At 68.8% G+C, this 19983-nt stretch carries 16 protein-coding genes; 5 read left to right on the top strand and 11 right to left on the bottom strand.

What is annotated here, in order from left to right:
- Positions 1-111: 111 nt before the first annotated feature.
- On the top strand, positions 112-1212 hold the full coding sequence (locus tag EV699_RS03995; protein WP_132539202.1) for a LacI family DNA-binding transcriptional regulator: 1101 nt from the start codon (positions 112-114) through the stop codon (positions 1210-1212).
- Between the two features lie 57 nt (positions 1213-1269).
- Here the strand turns inward: EV699_RS03995 and iolG are convergent, their stop codons facing one another.
- The 3 genes from iolG to EV699_RS03980 form a co-directional block, all read right to left on the bottom strand.
- Entirely contained in the window at positions 1270-2283 is a 1014-nt protein-coding gene (gene iolG, locus EV699_RS03990; protein WP_132539200.1) for a bifunctional inositol 2-dehydrogenase/D-chiro-inositol 1-dehydrogenase, read from the bottom strand.
- A gap of 44 nt (positions 2284-2327) precedes the next feature.
- The gene (locus EV699_RS03985; RefSeq protein WP_132539198.1) at positions 2328-3149 is read right to left on the bottom strand and encodes a TIM barrel protein; all 822 of its coding nucleotides are present in this window, start codon (positions 3147-3149) and stop codon (positions 2328-2330) included.
- Between the two features lie 120 nt (positions 3150-3269).
- A complete protein-coding gene (locus tag EV699_RS03980; protein ID WP_132539196.1) occupies positions 3270-4172 on the bottom strand; it encodes a sugar phosphate isomerase/epimerase family protein in 903 nt (300 codons plus the stop codon).
- A 513-nt stretch (positions 4173-4685) separates the two neighbouring features.
- On the opposite strand from EV699_RS03980, the gene EV699_RS19835 reads away from it, so the two are divergent.
- Both EV699_RS19835 and EV699_RS03970 read left to right on the top strand, forming a co-directional pair.
- Positions 4686-5075 (top strand): hypothetical protein, encoded by a 390-nt coding sequence (locus EV699_RS19835; protein WP_165904021.1) that lies wholly within the window; start codon positions 4686-4688, stop codon positions 5073-5075.
- 130 nt (positions 5076-5205) lie between these two features.
- Positions 5206-6303, top strand: a complete 1098-nt coding sequence (locus tag EV699_RS03970) for a HupE/UreJ family protein (RefSeq protein ID WP_132539192.1) — start codon at positions 5206-5208, stop codon at positions 6301-6303.
- A 169-nt stretch (positions 6304-6472) separates the two neighbouring features.
- Here the strand turns inward: EV699_RS03970 and EV699_RS03965 are convergent, their stop codons facing one another.
- The 5 genes from EV699_RS03965 to EV699_RS03945 form a co-directional block, all read right to left on the bottom strand.
- A complete protein-coding gene (locus EV699_RS03965) occupies positions 6473-7216 on the bottom strand; it encodes a M48 family metallopeptidase (protein WP_132539190.1) in 744 nt (247 codons plus the stop codon).
- 4 nt (positions 7217-7220) lie between these two features.
- Positions 7221-10538, bottom strand: a complete 3318-nt coding sequence (locus EV699_RS03960) for a type I restriction endonuclease subunit R (RefSeq protein ID WP_132539188.1) — start codon at positions 10536-10538, stop codon at positions 7221-7223.
- Positions 10539-10611: 73 nt separating this feature from the next.
- A complete protein-coding gene (locus EV699_RS03955; RefSeq protein ID WP_132539186.1) occupies positions 10612-12270 on the bottom strand; it encodes an ATP-binding protein in 1659 nt (552 codons plus the stop codon).
- Positions 12267-13532, bottom strand: coding sequence for a restriction endonuclease subunit S (locus tag EV699_RS03950; protein WP_132539184.1), 1266 nt, complete (start codon positions 13530-13532; stop codon positions 12267-12269). Before EV699_RS03950 ends, EV699_RS03955 begins: the two co-directional genes overlap by 4 nt.
- Positions 13525-16035, bottom strand: a complete 2511-nt coding sequence (locus tag EV699_RS03945; protein ID WP_132539182.1) for a type I restriction-modification system subunit M — start codon at positions 16033-16035, stop codon at positions 13525-13527. The genes EV699_RS03950 and EV699_RS03945 overlap by 8 nt, the downstream gene beginning before the upstream one ends.
- Before the next feature lie 184 nt (positions 16036-16219).
- Here EV699_RS03945 and EV699_RS03940 point away from each other — a divergent pair, with 184 nt between their 5' ends.
- Positions 16220-16645, top strand: coding sequence for a GNAT family N-acetyltransferase (locus tag EV699_RS03940; protein ID WP_132539180.1), 426 nt, complete (start codon positions 16220-16222; stop codon positions 16643-16645).
- A gap of 149 nt (positions 16646-16794) precedes the next feature.
- On the top strand, positions 16795-17283 hold the full coding sequence (locus tag EV699_RS03935) for a heme-degrading domain-containing protein (protein ID WP_132539178.1): 489 nt from the start codon (positions 16795-16797) through the stop codon (positions 17281-17283).
- A gap of 12 nt (positions 17284-17295) precedes the next feature.
- On the opposite strand, the gene EV699_RS19830 is transcribed toward EV699_RS03935, so the two are convergent.
- From EV699_RS19830 to EV699_RS03925, 3 genes are all read right to left on the bottom strand, one after another.
- Positions 17296-18393 (bottom strand): alpha/beta hydrolase, encoded by a 1098-nt coding sequence (locus tag EV699_RS19830; RefSeq protein ID WP_165904020.1) that lies wholly within the window; start codon positions 18391-18393, stop codon positions 17296-17298.
- Positions 18390-19514: a hypothetical protein gene (locus tag EV699_RS19825; protein WP_165904019.1), complete on the bottom strand. Its 1125-nt coding sequence runs from the start codon at positions 19512-19514 to the stop codon at positions 18390-18392. Before EV699_RS19825 ends, EV699_RS19830 begins: the two co-directional genes overlap by 4 nt.
- 110 nt (positions 19515-19624) lie before the next feature.
- A complete protein-coding gene (locus tag EV699_RS03925) occupies positions 19625-19918 on the bottom strand; it encodes a nucleotidyltransferase family protein (RefSeq protein ID WP_132539176.1) in 294 nt (97 codons plus the stop codon).
- Positions 19919-19983 lie beyond the last annotated feature (65 nt).

Here is a 19983-nt window from a genome sequence, read left to right as displayed (position 1 = left end):
GATCGGCAGCGGTGGTGTCGCGGAAGGGGCCGCGGTCGAAACCGGCGCGTGGTCGGCAACGGCGAGACGAACCGGGGAGCGCGACCTGCAGGCCGATGGGCAGGGGGTGACGTGGCGACGAACGACGAGAAGAAGCCGCTCAGGCGAAAGAAGACCCCGCGCTTCGAGGAGATTGCCGCCGCCACCGGCGTCAGCATCAGCACCGTGGACCGGGTCCTGAACGAGCGGGGCAGCGTCTCGCCGGCCACCCGGGCCAGCGTCATCGCCGCCGCCAGAAAGCTGGGGGTGCCGCGCATCCTGCCCGACGCGCGCCACGGCCTGCTGCGGCTGGACGTGCTGCTGCCAGACAACAACACCCCGTTTTTCCGGCGACTGCGCCAGGCCTTGCAAAGGGTGTCGCAGATGCTGGACAAGCGCGTCGTCGTGCGGCAGCTGATCCTGCCCGAGCACGATGACGGGGCCATGTACAAGGCGATCCTGCATCCGCCCTACCGTCGCCACGGCCTGATTGCGACGGTGCCGGACAATGAGCGCGTTCGCGAAGCCCTGCGCCAGGTCCTCGCCGAGGGCGTTCCGGTCGTGGCCATGGTCAATGCCATTGCCGACATGCCGCAGCTCCATTACGTGGGGATCGACAACCACCGGGCAGGACGGACCGCCGGGTATTTCCTCGGCCGGCTGGTGCGGCGGCCGGGGCGGGTGCTGTTGCTGGGCGGCCGGCTCGACTACGAGGCGCACGTCGATCGCAGCCGTGGCTGCCGCGAGGTGCTCGCCGAGCTGTATCCCGAACTGACGTGCAACGCGCAGACCGTCACGACCCACGACGACCCCGACCAGTGCTACCTGGCGGTCGCCCGCACCCTCAAGGCGAACGACGATCTGGTCGGCATCTACAACAGCGGAGCAGGCTCTCCCGGTATCGAGGCCGCGCTGCGCAAGTTCGACATGGCCGGCAAGGTCGCCTGGGTGGGACACGAGCCCTCCGACGAGCACCGGCAGTACATCAAGAACCGCGTCATGGACCTCGTCATCGACCAGGACCCGGACGGCCAGGCGATCAACGCCCTGCAATACCTGCTGCACGCCTGCGGCATGGTCGAGGTTCCCCCGCCCAGCGCACCGAATGAGTTCCGTCTCTACTGCCTGGAGAACATGTGGCAGCGGCACTACCTGCCCGGCGGTGCCGACGGGAGCCGGTCACGACGGCCATGAAAACCGGCCGGGCCGTCGCAGCCCGGCCGGTGCCCGCAGGAGGGGCCGTCGCGCCGCTCACCTGCCGTAGAAGGCCGGGCGCGGGGCCATGCGCACGGGCACGATGTCCCCCGTCTTCTGCGCCAGCACGCAGGCATCGGCCGTCACGGCGGCGGCATAGCCATCCCACGCCGACGGGCCGCCGACCTCGCCCTGCCTGACCGCGTCGATGAAGCCCTGGAGTTCCACGTCGTAGGCGTCGATGAAGCGCTGTTTCCAGTCGGTCAGGATCGCCACCGAGTTCCTGGCCTGGCTGCGCATCGGCACCGCCGACGGCTCCGGCAGCCTGGCGATGCCGGTCTCGCCGACCACTTCGCACTGGATGTCGTAGCCGTACTGGCAGTTGACGAAGACTTCGACGTCGATGCGCACGCCCTTGGCGGTCTCCATCAGGATGATCTGCGGATCGGCCAGGTGGGACGAAGCATTGCGGGTCTTCTTCGGATAGACCACCTGCACCGAGGCGTAGTCGTCGTCCAGCAGCCAGCGCAGCACGTCGATCTCGTGGATCACGGTATCGGTGATGGCCATGTCGGTGGTGTAGCCGTCGCCGACGGACGGGTTGCGGTGGGCGCAATGGACGATCAGCGGCGCGCCGATCTGATCGCTGTCGATGACGTTCTTGAGCGCGCGATAGCCCTTGTCGTAAGGGCGCATGAAGCCGACCTGGACCAGCCGTTTACCGTGCTCGACCTCGGCCTGCACGATGCGCATGCAGCCTTCCGCGGTGACGGCCAGCGGCTTTTCGCAGAACACCGGCTTGCCCCTGGCAATGGCGGCCAGCACGAATTCTTCGTGCGTCGGGCCCCACGAGGTCACCAGCACGGCCTCGACGTCGGCGGCGGCGATCAGGTCGTGGCCGTTGGCGTACACCGTGGCATTCAGCCCGAGTTTCTGCACCACCTCCTGCGCCTGCTGCGGATGGATGTCGGTGACGGCCACGACCGTGGCGCCCGACAGGCTCTGGGTGATTCTGCGGGCATGATCCTGGCCGATGGCCCCGGTACCGATAACACCGATCTTGAGCGTCATGACGTATTGCTCCCGATATGGCTGAGGCTGAATGCAGACGCCGCTTACAGCAGCGCGGTGCGGATGAAATCCATGCTGGTTTTCAGGATGCGCTCGCTGTCGGAGGCCTCCATGACTTCGGCGGCGAACGGCTCGAACGACACGACGCCGTCGTAGCCGCGCTCGCGCAGGATCTTCAACTGGCGCAGGTTGCCCAGACGATCGGCCTCGCCGACCAGGACGCGGTGGCCATCGCGCATCTGCGCGTCGGCGAGCTCGGCGGATTCGACGCCCGAGATGTGCACCAGCCCGGTCAGGTCGGGATAGAAGACGTCTTCGCCCGACAGGTAATGGTGGAAGGTGTCGTGCACCAGGCGGTAATTCTTCTCGCAGCCGGCGTCGTAGATGGCGTTCACGGCATCGGACTTGCGACGCAGCGAGCATTCTTCGAAGCCCAGCGGCTCGACCAGGCCGAGCAGGCCGTTGTCGTCCAGGATGGGGCGCAACTGCTTCAACGCGGACACCAGGTCGACGCGGCGTTCGGCGGCGCTGCGCTGGTCGTCGCGGCTGTTCAGGGGGCACATCACCAGCGCCTCGGCGCCGCAGTCACGGGCGTAGTTCGCGAGGCTGACGGCGCGCTGGGCGAGGTCGGCATCGAACACGTCGAACGGGTACAGGGCGTTGATCGAGCGGATCGTCACGCCGGCCTGCTCGGCCGCCGTCCTGATGGCGCCGGCGGGCGTGCCATCGCTGATCTCGACGCCGTTCAGGTCGTTGCGGATTTCGATGGTGGTGACACCCAGGCGCTTGCACATCGCCAGGTACTCGTCGAAAGCCAGGCGGGGCGCGCTGATGCGGTTGAGGGCGAAGCGGATGGGCTTGCTCATGTCTCTATCCTCTGGTCATAAAAGGGCGCTGGATGGGACGCCGTGCGTTTTCCGGGCAAAGCGCGGCCACTCCGGCTGCTGCCGGAGAACGAAACGGCCGTGGAGTCGTGGATTACCGGCTCAGCGGCGCGGGTACTGGTCGAGGTAGCGCTGGATTTCCTGGCGCATGAAGCGGCTGGAGTCCTCGGCGCGCTCCTCCCAGGCGAACACGCAGGCCGACAGCACGCCGTCGAAGCCCACCTCGGCGAGCGTGGCGAAGAACACGTCCCAGTCGATCTCGCCTTGGCCGATGTCCAGGTGCTGGTGCACGCGGATCTGCGTCGAGCCCGGCGGGTTGACGATGTAGCGCAGCTGGCTGCTCTTCTTGTGGTTGAAGGTGTCGGCCACGCGCACGTGCGCCAGCACCGGCGCGGCCTCGCGGATCATCGCCGCCAGGTCGTCGCCGTAGTAGAAGGTGTGCGGCGCGATGTAGCTGAGCTTCAGCGCCGGGGAGCCGATGTTCTTGACGATGTCGGCCGCCGGCTGCAACTGCTCCACCCAGTCCTCGGGGTGCGGCTCCACCGACAGCGTGAGGCCCTCGCGCTCGAAGATCGGCAGCAGTTCGTCCATCGAGCGGAACCAGGCCGCCTCGCACAGCTCCCGGGTGTTCGCCCCCGGGCGCTCGCCCACCGAACGCTCGGGCGAGGCGCCGCGGCCGAACTCGCTGATCATCAGCCGGCAGTCCATCTCGATGGACACCTCGATGGCTTTCTTCCAGCAGCGCACCGCCCACTGGCGCTCGTCCTCGAAGGGGCTGGCCCAGCGGTACATCGGCTGCAGCGTGGCGAGGCTCACGCCGTGGTCCTTCAGGGCGCGCTTGAAGGCGGCCATGCGCTCTTTCGTCGCGCGCGGCATGACCCACCAGTCGAGGAAGTCCGCACGCGGGGACAGCTCGATGTGCTCGTAGCCGAGCTCGGCCGTCGCCCGGCACAGCTCGGGCAGCGACAGGTGGCGGATCATGTAGGGGTCGAGGGCGATCTTCATGGCTGTCTCCTCACATTGGAACGTCACGCTGCTGACGACCTTTCTTCCCCGCCGGGCATGGTCGCGGGGGCCGCCGACCGAGGGGGATGCGGTTGTTCCGCGGCGCCCAATGTAGGGAAGGGAGGGCGCCGTCACACCTGGAATTTTGACGATTTATCGTCAATCCATCTCCCGCCCTTCACGCCAGTGGCTCCCTTTCCGTTCCGACGCAGCGCAAGCCCCGATCGCTCCAGCGACGGCTTGATTCGGCGCAGGTTGGCGGTGAGCGCAGCGAACCCCAACATGGCGGCGTGTGGGGCGCCGGGGTTCGGTCATGCCCGCGCCAGCGGGCACCCAGCGACCGGCGCGTTTCCCGACGCTAGCCACATTGGCAGAGAACGGCGCTTTCCTGCCGCCCGGGGCGAAGCCAGCGCCGTCGGGTTCCCGCGTCGCCGTGGCGCATGGCATCATCGCCAGCGCGCCGGCGGCATCGCCCCGGCCCGTCCCGTCGACCTGCCACCCCGCCTTTCGCCCATGCCGAATCGCCTGCGCCACGCCGTTCTCCGCTTCGCCGTCGCGTTCGCGCTGCTGGTCTGCCTGGTGCCGTATCCGGGTGCGGCGCAGCCCTCGTTCAGCCCCCTGCTGCGCGATGCGATCGACGCCGTGCGCCACGCGCGGCTGGCGGTCGCGGTCGACGATAGTGCGCACACCCACAGCGATGGCACGCCGGCCGAGCGCCTGCCGGGGCACCGGCACGGCGTCGACGCGGCCGACCACGCGCACGAGACCGCGAACCTGCCGCCGCCGGTCGCGGCACCGCTGCACCGTGCCGCTGCCGGCTGGCAGCCGCATTACCGCTTCAGCGTCCGCGGCGCACCGCCGGCGCGCCTCGAACGACCTCCCCGCCTCGCCGCCTGCGCGTGAGCCGCCGCCCGGCGGCCGCGCCCGACTCCCTCGTCATGCCGCCGACCGCGCCGTGCGCGGCCCGCGGCTGCGCGCGGGCGCCCCGTTGCGGGCGCCCGCCGGAATCGATTGGTCCTGCGAGGCATTACCGATGATCCACGGCATCCGCCCCCTCCGCGCCCTGCTCGCCGCCCTGCCGGCGCTGCTGGCGCTCACCCCCGCCGCGCTGGCGCACGGTGTTTCCGCCGCACAGCGCCAGGTGCTCGTCGACGGCGGCCCGCTCGCCTACCTGCTGTCGGGCGCGCTGCACATGCTGACCGGCTACGACCACCTGCTGTTCCTGTTCGGCGTGGTGTTCTTCCTGACGCGCTTCGTCGACGTGGTGACGTTCGTCACCGCCTTCACGCTCGGCCACAGCATCACGCTGATCGCCGCCACGCTGCTCGGCATCACCGCCAATGCCTACCTGATCGACGCGGTGATCGCGCTCAGCGTGATCTACAAGGGCTTCGAGAACACCGACGGCTTCCGCCGCAAGCTCGGCGTCGCGCCACCCGACCTGCTGTGGATGGTGTTCGCCTTCGGCCTGATCCACGGTTTCGGCCTGTCGACGCGGCTGCAGGAACTGCCGCTGCCCGAGGACGGGCTGGTCGTGCGCATCCTGGCGTTCAACCTCGGCGTGGAACTCGGCCAGGTCGCCGCGCTGACCGCGATGATCGTGCTGATCGCCGGCTGGCGCCGCACCCCCTCGTTCCAGCGCTTCAGCCGGGCGGCGAATTACGGCCTGATGGCGATCGGCGTGCTGCTGTTGCTGAGCCAGTTGCACGGCTACCAGCACACCGTCGGCGACCCCGAGAACCTGAGCTTCAACCAGGAGGAGCACCTGCACCGCCACCGCGACATGGATGCCGCCGTGCGCGCCGCCGAACGCGACAACCTCACCGCGGCGCTGCCGCCGGCGGATTTCCACGCCCTCGGCGTCGCCGCGGCCGACGGTGCGACGGTCACCCGCGACAGGGCCGTGCTGTACGCCCGCCAGGCCGTCGACGCGATGGTCGAGCGCGCGATCGTCGAGGCGCACTGGCTGGCCGCCGCGGTCGCCAGCGCCGAGCGCAGGCTGCGCTACAACCAGCCCGGCTGGACCGTGGTGCTGCAGCAGCCGCAGGCCGCCGATCCGGCCCGGCGCGAGCTGTACGTGTTCCTCGACACCGCCGGGCGTTACCTGGCGGCGAGCCATACGGGGCGGTGAGGGGGCGCGGGCCCTCGCTGCGGCCGGCATCCCTCAGGTGCCGGAAGCGGCCGTCGGCCGGGCGCGCCGGTCTTCGGACCGATCGAGCCCGGCAGCGGTGTGCTACCGCTGCTTCGGCGCCTTGATCACGTCTCGGCGGGATCGTCGGCGATTTCGTCGACTCTTGCGCTCAGATGCCTTCGACGCCCATGCCGTGTTCGGCCAGCCAGGCCTTGCGCTGCGCGTAGTCGGGCAGCGCGCGTTCGACGCGCAGCCAGAACTCCGGGGTGTGGTGTGGCTGGTGCAGGTGGGCGATCTCGTGCACCACGATGTATTCCGCGATGCGTGCCGGCAGCAGGATGGTCTTCCAGTGGAAGTACAGCCAGTCGCCCTTGCCGCAGGAACCCCAGCGGTAGCCCAGTTCCTGCACCTTGACGCCGGCAGGCTGGACTTCCATCCGGGAGCGGTATGCAGCCACCCGTGCCGCGAGCCAGGTCCGCGCATGCTCGCTGTACCAGCGCACGAACTGCTCGCGTGCGTCGGGCAGCGCATCGCGGCGCAGCGCGAAGCGGCCGTTGACCAGCTTCAGCGGCGCCTCCTGCTGATCGACCAGCTTCAGCCGATGGCTGCGCCCGAGGTACAGGAAGCCCTCGCCGTCGACGTATTCCTTGCGCGGCACGTGGCACCGCAGCCGCTCCTTTTCCGCCAGCTTGGTGTAGATCCAGAAGCGCTTCTCGATCACGAAGTCGCGCAGGGCTTGATCGCTGACGTCGGGCGGCGCCGACACGATCAGCTCGCCGTTGCGTTCCACGGTGATCTGCAGCGTCCTGCGGCGTGCGCTGCGGCGGACCGTGAACCGCAGTTCATCGACACTGAACTGGTTCGTGGCGGCGTCAGTCGGGGGATGCGGTGGGCGATTCAGCGGGGCCAGCATGCCCTTACACCTGCAGCAGCCTGTCGTGGCTGGCCCGGGCCTGCTCCATCAACTGATCCGCCAGGATGCCAGCCGCGTCGGCACCGACCAGCGGCGGGCGCAGGCGCATCAGGTGGTCGAACAACTGCCCGTTCAGGTCGTCTTGCGCTGCGCGCTTGTGCGGGCTCCAGATACTGCGGTTGCCCTGCAGTTCCTGCACCAGCAGCTCGACCAGCTCCACCGTCACATCCTTCAGGCGCAGCAACTCGGCCGCGGAAGGCGTGGCATCGGCACAGATCACCTTCAACACCGTCCGCAGGAAGGGCGCGCAGTGTTCAGGCAGGTCCGCGGGTGCATCGGCGATGCTCGCCCGGCCGCTGCGCAGCTCGTCGATGATCTGCTGCAGTTGCGCGAGGAGCTGGTCCCATTGCTCGCCCAGCGACCTGAGGATGTCGTTAAGCCGCTCCGACAGCTTGCGGTACAGCACCGGGTCCTCGTCCAGGTGCTTGCGGATGTGGGCGCGGATGGCGTGCTCCATTTCGGAAGCCTTGGCGCGGTCGCCGGATGCACGGGCGACGTGGCTGTCGAATTCGACGTCGGTGAGCTGGATCGGCGGGATCTTGGGGTCCACTCCCAACGAAATCACGTGGTCGTCGATCAGCTTGCGCACCTTGGCGCCCACGTCCTTGCCGAGGACCGGCATGTCCTTGTAGCGGTTGCGGGCCCGCGCGTGGATGTAGGCCAGTTGCTTCGCGTCACCCGAGTACGGCAATCCTTCGGGGCGGGGCAGCACGGTGTCCAGCGAGGCGAGGAAGGCCTTGAGCTTGACCGCGAACTCCGCGCGCAGGCGCTCGTCGCCCAGCACCGCGACGCAGGCCTCGGTGTCGGCAAACGGGTCGATGCCCTGCTGGCGGAACAGGTCCACGACGCGCAGATGGCGATCGCGCAGCACCGGTACCTCGTCCCCGAGGCTGGCGAGCGCGCCTTCAACGTCCTCGTCGGCGTAGGCGGCGAGCGCTTCCTTCAGGTGCTGCGCCACGCCGTAGTAATCGACCACGACACCGCAGCGTTTGCCGAAGCCGGTGCGGTTGACGCGTGCGATGGCCTGCAGGAGTTCCGCTTCGCGGATCGGTCGGTCCAGGTACATCACCCCCTCGATGGGTGCGTCGAAGCCGGTCAGCAGCATCGACTTCACGACCAGGAAGGTCAGCGGATCGGCCTTGTCGGGCCGGGCGTGGAACAGGGGCTTCTTGAAGCGCTTGATCAGTTGCTCCTGCGCCGCGTTGTCGGTCCATGGCTTCCAGGCCGGATCGTCGTTGTTGCTGCCGGAGATGATCGGCGCGAACTCGATGCGGGCCAGGGTGTCGCGGTAGCGCCAGGCCTGCACCACCGCCTGCACCTTCGGCGGCCGCTGGCACAGCGCCTCGTCGTCCAGCGCCTTGTCGGCCGGCGACAGCGCCTGCGCCTCGGCGAGCAATTCGTCGCGGGCCTTCCCGAGCGCATCGAAGTAGCGGATCGCCGCCAGCCGGCTGTACGCCACCACCTGCGCCTTGTAACCGTTGGGCAGGATGTGGGTGACGTAATGGCGGAGGATGTCGCGCGCCTTGTCGGCAATGAGCAGCGGCGCGTCGAAGATGTGCCCCTTGGTGGCGTACTTCCGCTTGATCGCCTCCAGCTCCTCGGGCGTGTGCTGGCGGAACAGATCCTCGAACAGTTCGTCCAGGCTGGCGCCGTCCTTGATCGCCCCGACGGCGGTACGCCCCTCGTAGAGCACCGGCACCGTGGCGCCGTCGGCCTCGGACTCCCGGATCGTGTAGCGGTCGATGAACTCGCCGAAGATTTCGTGGGTGCGCTTTTTTTCACCCATGATGATCGGCGTGCCGGTGAAACCGATGCGCGCGCAGTTGGGCAGGCCGGCGAGCAGGCTGGCGTGCAGGTCGCCGGCCTGGGTACGGTGCGCCTCGTCCACCAGCACGAGGATGGCCTCGTCCTCGTTCAGCACCTCGAAGGGCCCGCCCGCCTCATAGGCCGCCTTCGGTTCCGCCAGCCTGGGCAGATCGTCCGCCGTCAGCGGGGCATCGCCTTCGGTGTCGGTGTTGCGGTACTTCTGGATCGTGGCGAAGACCAGCCCCGGCCCCTTGCGTCGCGCGAGTCGCCGGATACCCACCGCGCTCTCGGCCACTTCCACCACTTCGCCGGTGAGCGTGGCCGTCACCGACAACTGGCCCTGCAGGTCCTTGCGGTCGGTGACGACGATGACCTTGAACCGGCGCAGTTGCGCGTCGGCGCGCATCTTGCGCACCAGGAACACCATCGTCAGCGATTTGCCCGAGCCCTGCGTGTGCCAGATGATCCCGCCGCGCTGGTCGTGCTCGCCGTGTTGCAAGCGGGTCTGGCCGGTCTTGAGCCGGGCGATCGAACGGTTCACGGCCCGGTACTGCTGGTAGCGGCACACCGTCTTGATGGTCTGCCCGCCCACCTGCATGAACAGCAGGAAGTGGCGCACCGCGTCGAGCAGGTGCGAAGGCCGCAGCAGCCCGGCGATCAGGCGTTCCTGCTCCGAGAGCACGGACTTGCCGAGCCCCTGTGCCACCTCGATCTCGCTGCCGATCCCGTCGGGGCCGACCACCGTCTTCCACGCCGCAAAGTGCTCGCAGGCCGCGCCGACGCAGCCCACCCGCGCCTCGTCGAAGCTGGTGACCACCAGCAACTGGTTGGTGGCGAACAGCGCCTCGCAGCCTTCGTTGTCCTCCACCTCGAAGGCGGTCTTGCGCTGGTTGCTGTAGCGGCGCAACTGGTCGACGGCTTCGGCCAGCGGCTCGGGGATGGATGGGCTCTTGCACTCCACCACCACCAGCGGCACGCCGTTCACCAGCAGCACCAGGTCCGGCACGATGAAGGCCTTGGCCGCGTTGAAGCCCGGCGGGCAATCCACCCGGTACTGGCTGACGACGGTGAAGCGGTTATTGGCCGGGGACTCCCAGTCGATGTAGCGGATCGTCTGGCCGCGTCCGCCGTCCCAGCCGGGCAGCCCTTCGACCGTCAATCCGAGGGTGAGCAGTTCGGTGGCCTTTTGGTTGGCCTCCAGCAGCTTGTGGGTGCCCAGCCGCGTGATGGCGGCCACGGCCTCCGACAGGCGGGCGTCGTCCAGCCACGGTGCCCCGCCGGGGCCGGGGTTCAGCGCGTGCAGGCGCTCGCGCAGCACGCGCTCCTGGATCACCTCGGCGAAGCTCGCGCGGTCGCTGGCGGCCGGGGCGTCGAGGCTGCCTGCGACAGGTGCCCAGCCCAGCGCCTCAAGCTGTGCCACAAATGGCTTTTCGACGTCTTCGAGTTCCCGACCCATGCTGGCTCCCTACGTTTTCTGGCGTTGCGCATAAGTGCGCATAAGCGCGCATAAGCGCGCATAAAGTCCGGATTCACGGCGCGCCGGGCAGCGTGTAGTAGGCCCCGCGCTTCTCGCCGTGTGCCACCAACCGTCCTTGCTCCACCAGCTTCCTGAGCAGGCGGAAAGCCTGATCGTCGGTCAAACGGCACAGTTCCATCGCCTCGGATCGCTTGATGCGTCCGTGCTGGCTGACGAAGTTCAGCACCATCTGTTCGGTCTGGATGCCGGAGAAACCCTTCTGCCGGGTATAGGCCGCCTTGCTCCCCGCTCGCTGGTACACGCTTGCCGACAGCGTGTAGCTGCGCCCCCTCGTCGTGCCGTGTGCCTCGACCAGCCCCGCTTCCGTCAGCGCCTCCAGCGTGCGCTTGGCGCTGGCGGCGTCGCGCTGGATGCGCAGCGCCAGCTCGTCGGCCGACACGCGCTTGAGTTCGCGCAGCGCTGCCAGCGCGATCAGGCTGTCGATCGGCAGCTCGCCATTGCTGCGGCGCTCTTCCTCGACCACCAGCCGCCTGAAGTCGAGGTCGGCGGCGTCCGTTCCCAACCTGACGATGACGCTGGTCGTGTCCGTGCGGGCATAGTCCGGCGCCGGGCGGCCAAACTTGAGGAGGCCGCGATAGATCTTGTCCACACCGCGACCGGATCGCTCGACGATGCCGATGCGCTTCATCGCATCGGCCAGCACGCGGTTGCGCGGGCGCGGCTCCGTGGTGAGCAGGTTGGCCAGGGTCACCCCGTCCACCAGCCCGCCGGGGTTGCTGACCACCAGCGCATCGTTCTCCAGGCGCACATGCACCGCACCGAGGCGATAATAATCACGGTGGATCAGCGCATTGGCGACCGCTTCACGGAAGGCGCCCATATCGACCTTGGGAACCGGCACGCGGAACAGACCGACCTGCAGTTCTTCTTCCGGGTTGTAGGGCAGGAAATTGGTTTCCAGCCAGTCGATCGCCTTGATCAGCGGAAAGTTGCGGAACTCGTTGAACCGAACGGCCTGTTCCGCGAGCACCTGGAACGCAAACTCGTGCGTGGGAACCAGCGCGCGCAGCGACGCCTCGCGCCCGATCACCAGCAGTCCGGTCAGCGTTGGAACCCGGCTCCCGTCAGGCTGGCGCACTGTGAAGCCGAGCGCGCCGTCGACGGCTTCGTCGTCCAGCTCCAGCAGCACTCGATCGCCGCCGTGCTTCTGCACCGCCTGCCGCAGGCGCTCGCGCTCGAGTGGATCGAAGTCCGCCAGCGTCGCGCCCTCCACAGCCTGCGCCGAGACATCGAGTGCGCCCATGCTCGACGCGCGGCTCACCCGGTCGTGCGGCAGCATCGGCGCGCATTCGGGCGTGCCGTCGAACTTGATGCGGCGGCGCAGATACACGCCGGCGCTGGTAGACACCTCCGTGCGCTTCGGCACGACGATGCGCGCCACGCGCACCCCGCCGACCACCGGCGCATCGACCTGAACCGTGACCGACGGCGCCGTCCGCGCGGCGACCAGCCCGACGAGGCCGTTGAGGTTCTGGTGTTCGGGATGCAGCCCGGTGGGCGTGCCGTCGTCCTCCACGCCCAGCCACAGCTCGCCGCCCTCGGCATTGGCGAGGCAGGCGACGGCCTCGACCAGTTCGTTGTCGGGCAGGCGCTTGCGGTCGCTCTTGAACTCGACGGTGAGCGATTCGGCGGGCGGCAGGCCGGGGGTCATGACGCGGCGTGCTCCAGCAGCGGCGTGACGCGGACGCGGCCGGTGAGGAGGTCTTCCTCGACACCCAGAGCCGTAGCACGGAGCGCCTTCAGCCAACTCTCCTCCGCGGTCAGCCTTACATCGACTTGCAGTACCGATGCCACGATGGCCCTCTGCTCAGGCAGCGGCGCTCGCGGCACGGGGAGGATCCGCATCTCCCCGATATTGAAATTGTGCTGTGCGCTACCGAACTGCAATCGAGACACTTGCCGTTGCCCCATGGGGGCGTTCATGTACTGCGCTAGGAACGAAGAGTTCAGGCGCTGTCTTTGCGGTGTCGCGACCACTAGCGAGAAGCAATTCGAACCGTCAAGAGAAGCCGGGATCACCGCCGCTGTGCCTGGATACCCCGTCCGAACGATCACAACGTCGCCTTCGCGCAAAACCGACTTGATCTGCTCTCGGTTGAACCGCTGTGTGACGTGGAGAAGGTCTTCCAACATGATCTGATTCGCCCGTACGTTCTGTGAGCGTATGAATGGAACTCCCTCCGGCACATACGCGTGCGTGGCAGTGTTCACAACCCCGACGGTTAGTCGGTCACAATAGGTCGCCGCGGGACCAATCTCCCACTCCTTCGGAATCCACCCCAGCGGCGACTCCTTGTAGAGTTGTGGCGCCTCGGCCTGGGGCGGGCGCAGTTCGCCGTTGGAGTCGATGCCGCGTGTCAGCAGGTCGTGCAGCAGGCCCTGCTTGACGGCCTTGAGCTTGGCGATGATCGCCTCGGTTTCGTGGATGGCGGTGTCGAGGGTGTCGAGGATCTGGGCGATCTTCGACTGCTCAGGAAAGCCAGGACAGAAGACCCCCAGTTCACTCAGGTGCTTCCACGAAGTTCGCGGCATCTTCGTGCCGACAGATGTCATCTCAGCCGCCGCGCCGACTAGCTCGGTCCGAAGCACTTTTCCCGCAAAGCTTGGATCGATCCCCGTATTCGGTCGCAAGACCAAGATGTCCGTTGAGCAGTAGCCGTCGAAAGGTGCAACGACGCATTTGCGCAGGTTGGGGCGCAGCTTGCCGAAAAGGATGTCGCCGGCCTGGAATATGGCATTGGTGCTGATTGACGAGCTTGCGATCGCCCAACCCACCAAGTGCGCACCACGCGAAGGGATGTTTTCCAGTCCAACGTATGGCTTTATCGGGTCCTTGCGTACAGTGATCTTGGTGTCGACCGGCGACACTAGTGCTGACAGTGCGCGGTAAAGACTCGCTTCGTCGTCAGACATACCCCAACCCCTTCAAAAACCCCTGCAGCGCCCGCGCCGCCGCATCCCGCTTGTCCTCGATCTCGGTCAGCGTCACGCGGTACTTGTCCCACCCGTTCTCGAATGCCGCGACGATCTCCTTGCGCTGGGCGGCGATGTAACGCTCGACGATCGCGCGCATGTCGTCGTGCAGGATGGCTAGCAGCAGCTCGGCGGCGGCTTCGGGCGACAGGCCATCGACGGCGGCGTTGATGTGCTGCTTGAAGCTGTCGTCCTTGGCCTTGAGCTGCTTCTTGACCGCGGTGAGCTCCTTCTTCCAGGCCTTGAGCTGGGCCTCGTCCACCGCGTTCTCGTCGTCCTCATCCCCGTCCGCGGCCTCGGTGCCAGCCTCGGCGTCGGCACCGTCTTCGCCCTCGGGCACCGAAGGGCTGGCGGCCTTGATCTGGCCGTCCAGCTCGGCCTTCTTCGCCTCCAGCTCGTTGATGGCCTCGACGAAGTCGCTCATCAGGAACTTGACCAGCTTGTGCTCCAGCGGGCTTTCCTTGGCTCCCTTGTCTTCCCGCGCGGTGACGATGCCGGTGCGCCACGCGTCGACCACGCCCCTGGCGCCGCGCGCCATCAGGGTGAGGAAGTCGTACTTGGTCTGGTACCAGAAGCCGGCGACGATGCCGCGCACCTGGAAGGGATCGAGCAGGCCGATGGCTTCGAGCGACTCGCTGAAGCTGGCCAGCAGGTCGTTGCGCAGGGCGACGAGGCTGGCCGCGTTGTCCATCTGCCCGGAAAGCTGAGTGATGCGGGTGCTGTGCGCCTGCCACCAGCCCTCGAAGGCTTTGCGAATGGCCGCTTCCTTGGCGACCAGCCCGGCGTTGCCTTCGATGGCCGGCTTGAGGTCCTGCCGCTTGGCCAGCTCGGGCCGGAAGTCCAGGTACTTGGCGTCACGGTCAACCAGCAGGTCCATCGGGTTCAGGCCATGTGCGGCAAACAGCGCGGCCTTGGCCGCGATTTCGGCCTTGGGCACGCCGCCGATCAGGTGCGCGCGCACGTCGTGCGGCTCGGGCGGCGGGGCGTTGTCGGCGTAGCGGCGGATGTTGAGGTTGTAGTCGTTGGCCTTCAGCGTGGCGTTGTCGACGATGGCCGAGAAGCCGGGCACTTCCCGGAAAGCGTCGAAGGTGGTGACGATCTTCTCGATGTGCTCGGGCAGCAGGTGGTTCTGCGCCCGGCCTTCGAAGAATTCGCGGTCGGCGTTGATGAACAGCACGCGGCCCTGCCGCTCGGCGGGTTTGCCGCTGACGCGATGCGCGCCGTTCTGCTGCTGTTTCCGCAGCACCAGGATGCAGGCGGGGATGCCGGTGCCGTAGAACAGGTTGGGCGCGACGCCGATCACGGCTTCGAGCAGGTCGTCATTGATGATGCCGGCGCGGATGGCCCTTTCCTCGCCACCGCGGAACAGCACGCCGTGCGGCATGACGGTGGCGACCATGCCGCCGTCGCGGGTGACGGCGAGCATGTGCTGCAGGAACATCAGATCGGCCTTCTTCGCGCCGAGCGGCACCTGCCCATAACGGAAGCGCTCGGGGAAGCGGGGGTTCCAGGCCGGGTTGCCGTCGGCGTTCTTCTCGGCGTTGCCCCAGTTGATCGAGAACGGCGGGTTGGTCAGCACGCGGTCGAAGCGCATCAACTCGCCGCCTTCGACGTGCTGCGGATCGGTGAGGGTGTCATCGTTTCGCAGGTCCGCCGTGCTGATGCCGTGCAGCAGCATGTTCATCTTGGCGATGGACCACACCGTGCCGTTGAACTCCTGGCCGAACAGGTTGGCCTTGCGGCCGTCCTCGCCGTGCTCGTCGATGTATTCCTTGGCGGCGATCAGCATGCCGCCCGAGCCGCAGCAGGGGTCGTAGATGTCGTGGGCGAGCCGGGGTTTGAGCAGCCGCACCATCATCCGCACCACCGAGCGCGGCGTGTAGAACTCGCCGCCCTTCTTGCCGGCGGAGTCGGCGAACTCGCCGATCAGGTACTCGTAGGCGGCGCCGAGCAGGTCGGGGAACTCGAAGTCCTCGTTGCGCAGGCGGTAGGTGCCGAAATGGGTGATCAACTGGCGCAGCTTGCTGTCGGGGATCTTGCTGCTGCCGATCTTGCGGGTGAAGTCGATGTGCTCAAGCACGTCGTACAGGCTGGTGTTGGCCGTTTCGATGCCCGTCAACGCCTTGTTGAGGAAGTCGCCTACGTTATGGTGCGCCTCGTTCAGTAGATAGCCGTATCGAGACTGGGGTGGCACCCAGAAGAAGCCTTCCCGCTTGTACCAGCGCTCGACTTCGGCCGACAGGCGGGCCTGGCCTTCGGTCTTGCCCGCGTCCATTTCCAGCCGGATGACCTCCTCGCGCCGCTGCTCGAACACGTCGGAGCAGCGCTTCAGGAACAGCATGCCGAAGATGTATTCCTTGAACTCCGACGCGTCCATCTTGCCGCGCAGGATGTCGGCGGCCTTGAACAGGTGGCGTTCCAGTTGGGGCAGGGTCAAAGGCATCGGTGGGCTTCCAGTCGTCGGCCGGTCATTGCGCGGGGTCGCGGGCGGGGTGGGATGATCCGGGGTCGCGAGGCTGGTTGCCAATGCCCTGGAAGCGGGTGGCCCGGGACCACGCGGGCGGGTGCGCCGCCATCATCGGCGCTAACGTAGGCGCCCCGCCGTCACCGCACCCGTCCGCCGCGCCATGCACATCGACCTCACCACCGCCCCCGATCCCGCCGACCTCGCTGCGCTGGAGGCCGGGATGTGGCGTTACACGGTATCGGTGCTGCCCGGGCTGCCCGATGCGTCGGCGGACGTGCCGGTGGCGGCGTTCGTGCGCGACGGGGACGGGGTGGTGGTGGGCGGGATCAAGGCCGCGGTGTACTGGAACGGTGTCGAGGTCGAGGTGCTGTGGGTCGACGCGGCGTACCGGCGGCGCGGGATTGCGTCGGCGCTGCTCGGGCGGGTCGAGGACTTCGGCCGCGCGCACGGGGCGGTGGTGGCGTTCCTGAAGACGGTGGGCGCGCGGGCGTTCTACGAGCGCCTCGGCTACCAGGTGTACGGCGTGCTGGAGGACCGGCCGATCGGCACCCTGCTGTACCACATGAAGAAGCGCCTCGACCGCTGACGCGCCGGCGCGTTGTCCGGCCCTGCCCGCTCACGTATCGTCGCGCCGCCCCCCGGCGCCGGGCGCCCCGGGGCCGACCGCGGCGCCCGGCGCCGTTTCGGCCGCACGGCGCAGGTCGCCGGACGGCCCCCAGCGGGGAGACTTTCCAGTTGAGCAACACCGATCTGATCGCCGCGCTCGAACGGCAGGAGCAGGCGCTGGTCTTCAGCGCCTTCGACGAGACCACCGCGTTCGAGCTCGGCTGCGCGCTGCGCGCCGCGGCGGCGGCGCGCGAGGCCGCCGTCGTCATCGACATCCGCCGTGTCGAGCGGCGGCTGTTCTTCGCGGCGCTGCCGGGCTCCTCGGGCGACAACGACGAGTGGGCGCGGCGCAAGAGCAACGTGACGCTGCGCTTCCAGTGCTCGTCGATGCTCGCCGGGGCGAAGTTCGCGGCCCAGGGCAAGGTGCTGGGGCCGGACATCGGGCTCGACCCGATGGATTACGCCGCGGTCGGCGGCAGCTTCCCGGTGCGCGTGCGCGGCGCCGGGGTGGTCGCCGCGATCACCGTCTCCGGCCTGCCGTCGCGCGAGGACCACGCGCTGATCGTCGGCGTGCTGGGCGCGCACCTCGGCGTCGACGGCGTCGCCGCGCTGCCGTGAGCGCCGCGCGGCTCAGCGCCGCGCCGGGAAGTGCGCGTCGAGGAAGCCGCCGAGCGTGCGTGCGAGCGCGTCGAAGTGCGGGTTGGCCTCGCCGTTGTAGGGGTTGCTGCGGCGCACCAGGTACGAGTGCGGCAGCGCGTCGGTGGTGATCGGCAGGATGCGCCCGCCGTTGGCGAGTTGCGGCGGGTCGCCGGCCTCGGGCACGCCGGCGGTGACGACGACGACCGGCGCGGCGATGCTGCCGGCGAAGGCGAGTTCGGCCTGCGGCGACACGCGCTCGTCGGCGTAGGTCAGCGCGACGAAGGTCGGCACCCGCAGCTGCGCGCCGAGCGCGCGCACCTTCTCCTCGGTGGTCACCGCGCCGTCGCGCCGCGGTTCGCCGTGGGCGAGGTTGTGCGCCATCAGCCGGCGCAACTGGCACACGCCGTTGCCGACGCGCACCTTGTACTTGACCGGGTTCTCCGGGATCGCGGTGACGACCGCTTCCTCGCGCAGGCCGGGCGCGCAGCTCAGCCCGGCGACGGCGTCGTAGTGGCGCAGCTCCAGCGCCGGCACGAACAGCACCAGGCCGTGGATGTCGGGGCGGCGCAGCGCGGCGTCGATGCCGAGCGCGGCACCGAGCGACATGCCGCCGACCACCAGCTCGTCGCCGAACATCGCCGCCAGCGCCAGGCCGGTTTCGACCTCGGCGCGCCACTGCTCGGCGGTCACGTCCAGCATGTCGGCGGTGCGGGTGCCGTGCCCCGGCAGCAGCACGGTGACGACGTTGAAGCCGTGCGCGTAGAGCAGGTCGGCGAGGTCGGCCATGTAGTAGGCCGAATCGTTGAGGCCGTGGACCAGCAGCGCGGCGTAGGCGGTGCGCCCGGCGTGCAGGCGGGCGACCGGGGCGCTCGGCAGGCGGTCGCGGTCGCCGCGGGCGCGGATGGTCTCGATCTTCGCCCGCCGGTAGTCCTCGAACTGCGCGCGCCCGGCGGCGAAGCAGGCGTCGGGCACCGCGGCGCAGCTCGGTGCGGGCGGGGCGGCGAGTTCGGCGAGCGGGCCGGCGCAGCCGGCGAGCGCGAGCGCCGCGCAGGCGTGCACGAGCGCGCGGTGCAGGCGGCGGGCGTTCATGCGGCGGGCTCCGCCGGCGGTGCGGCGTCCGCGTCGGGCGGGGGCGGGGTGCCGTCGTCGCGCCGCGGCAGCGTGCACAGGCGCTCCTGGAAGCTGCGCAACTGCTGCACGGTCAGGTCGCTGCCGAGCAGCGTGCAGTAGTGACGCAGGCGCGACGCCGGCAGGCCGGCGGCGTCGGCGATGTCCTGCAGCGCGGCAGGGTCGCGGGTGGCCGGCAGCAGGTCGAACATGCTGCGCACCTGCGCCTGGCGCAGCGCGACGATGTCGTCCTTGAAGTAGGTGTAGAGCCGCGCCTGGGCGATCCAGTCGATGATCTGGGTCGGGTTGAACGAGGTGCGCACCACCAGCTCGATGAAGTTGGCGCAGGCGAGGTTCTGCGCGTCGTCGACGCCGACCTCCGCCAGCCGCGCGCGGTGATAGACGTTGATGCCCTCGATCATGCTGAGCGGCAGCGCGTGGGCGGCGCGGCGGGTGTCGGCGAACAGGCGCACGCGCTCCTTCAGGAACTGCAGCGCCTCGTCGGGGAAGAAGCCGACCAGGAAGGCCGTCGCCGGCAGCGTATTGCGCACCACCGCGACGTTGCCGGCCTCGGCGCTCAGGTGCGACACCATCAGCGCCAGCGCCGGCGCGAGCATCATGCGGATGCCGGCGCTGAAGTACACCGAGGGCGTCAGGTCGCCGGCGTTGAGCCGCCGCAGGATCGCCTGCGCCGACCACAGGTAGGCGCCGAGGAAGGCGAGCGTCATCACCGTCATCCCCTGCAGGCGCAGCGCCTGCATCTGCTCGACGCTGCCGCTGAACACGCCGGTGAGCAGGAAGTTGGCCTTGCCCGGATGCTCGCCGACCAGGTCGGCGCCGAACAGCAGCGCGTAGAAGCCGAGGATCGACATCAGCCACGCGAACAGCACCGGCAGGCGGTAGTTGCTGCTGGCGTACTGCTCGGTCACGCGGTCGCGGGCGAACTCGGCCTCGTCGTCGGCGATCGCGAGCATCTGCACCACGCGGGAGAACTCGGCCTTCTTCTTGGTCCGCCGCACCAGCAGGAAGGAGGCGATCGTGACCGGCATCAGGCCGCTGAGGAACAGCGTCAGCAGGCCCTTGAACATGTCCGAGGTCATCATGGTCGCCCCGTCCCCCGCCGCCGCGCCGGTCGCCGCGCCGCTTCGGCGCGACGGTGCGCGTCATCGGGTATAGACCGTGCGGCGGCGGCCGTCGCCGTCCGCGGCGGGCCTCAGCCGACGTCGAGGGCGGCGTGGTCGAAATCGGCGGGCGTGGTCTCGCCGGCGGTGGCGAGGAGCAGCTCGACCGGCGCGCGCAGCACCTCGTCCTCGAGGAAGCCCTTCAGGTCGACGAAGCGGTCGAAGCTCGGGTCGCCGAGGAACTCCACCAGCAGCTCGACCGGGGCGTCCGCCGCGGCCTCGTCGCGGATCGTCGCGCCGCACAGCACCAGCCGGCGCACCCCGAAGCGCTGGGCGATGACGGCGCGGTGGCGGCGGAGGCGGGCGAGGGCGAGGTCGCGGCGCATGGGCAAGGCTCCAACGGGGCGGGGATGGACGGCAGCTTCACCGGGGCGGTGGCAGGGGCGCTGCC

Source organism: Plasticicumulans lactativorans, from assembly GCF_004341245.1.
Taxonomy (GTDB): domain Bacteria; phylum Pseudomonadota; class Gammaproteobacteria; order Competibacterales; family Competibacteraceae; genus Plasticicumulans_A; species Plasticicumulans_A lactativorans.
The sequence above is the reverse complement of the archived record's forward strand: the minus strand, read 5'-3'. Positions and strand labels throughout refer to the sequence as shown.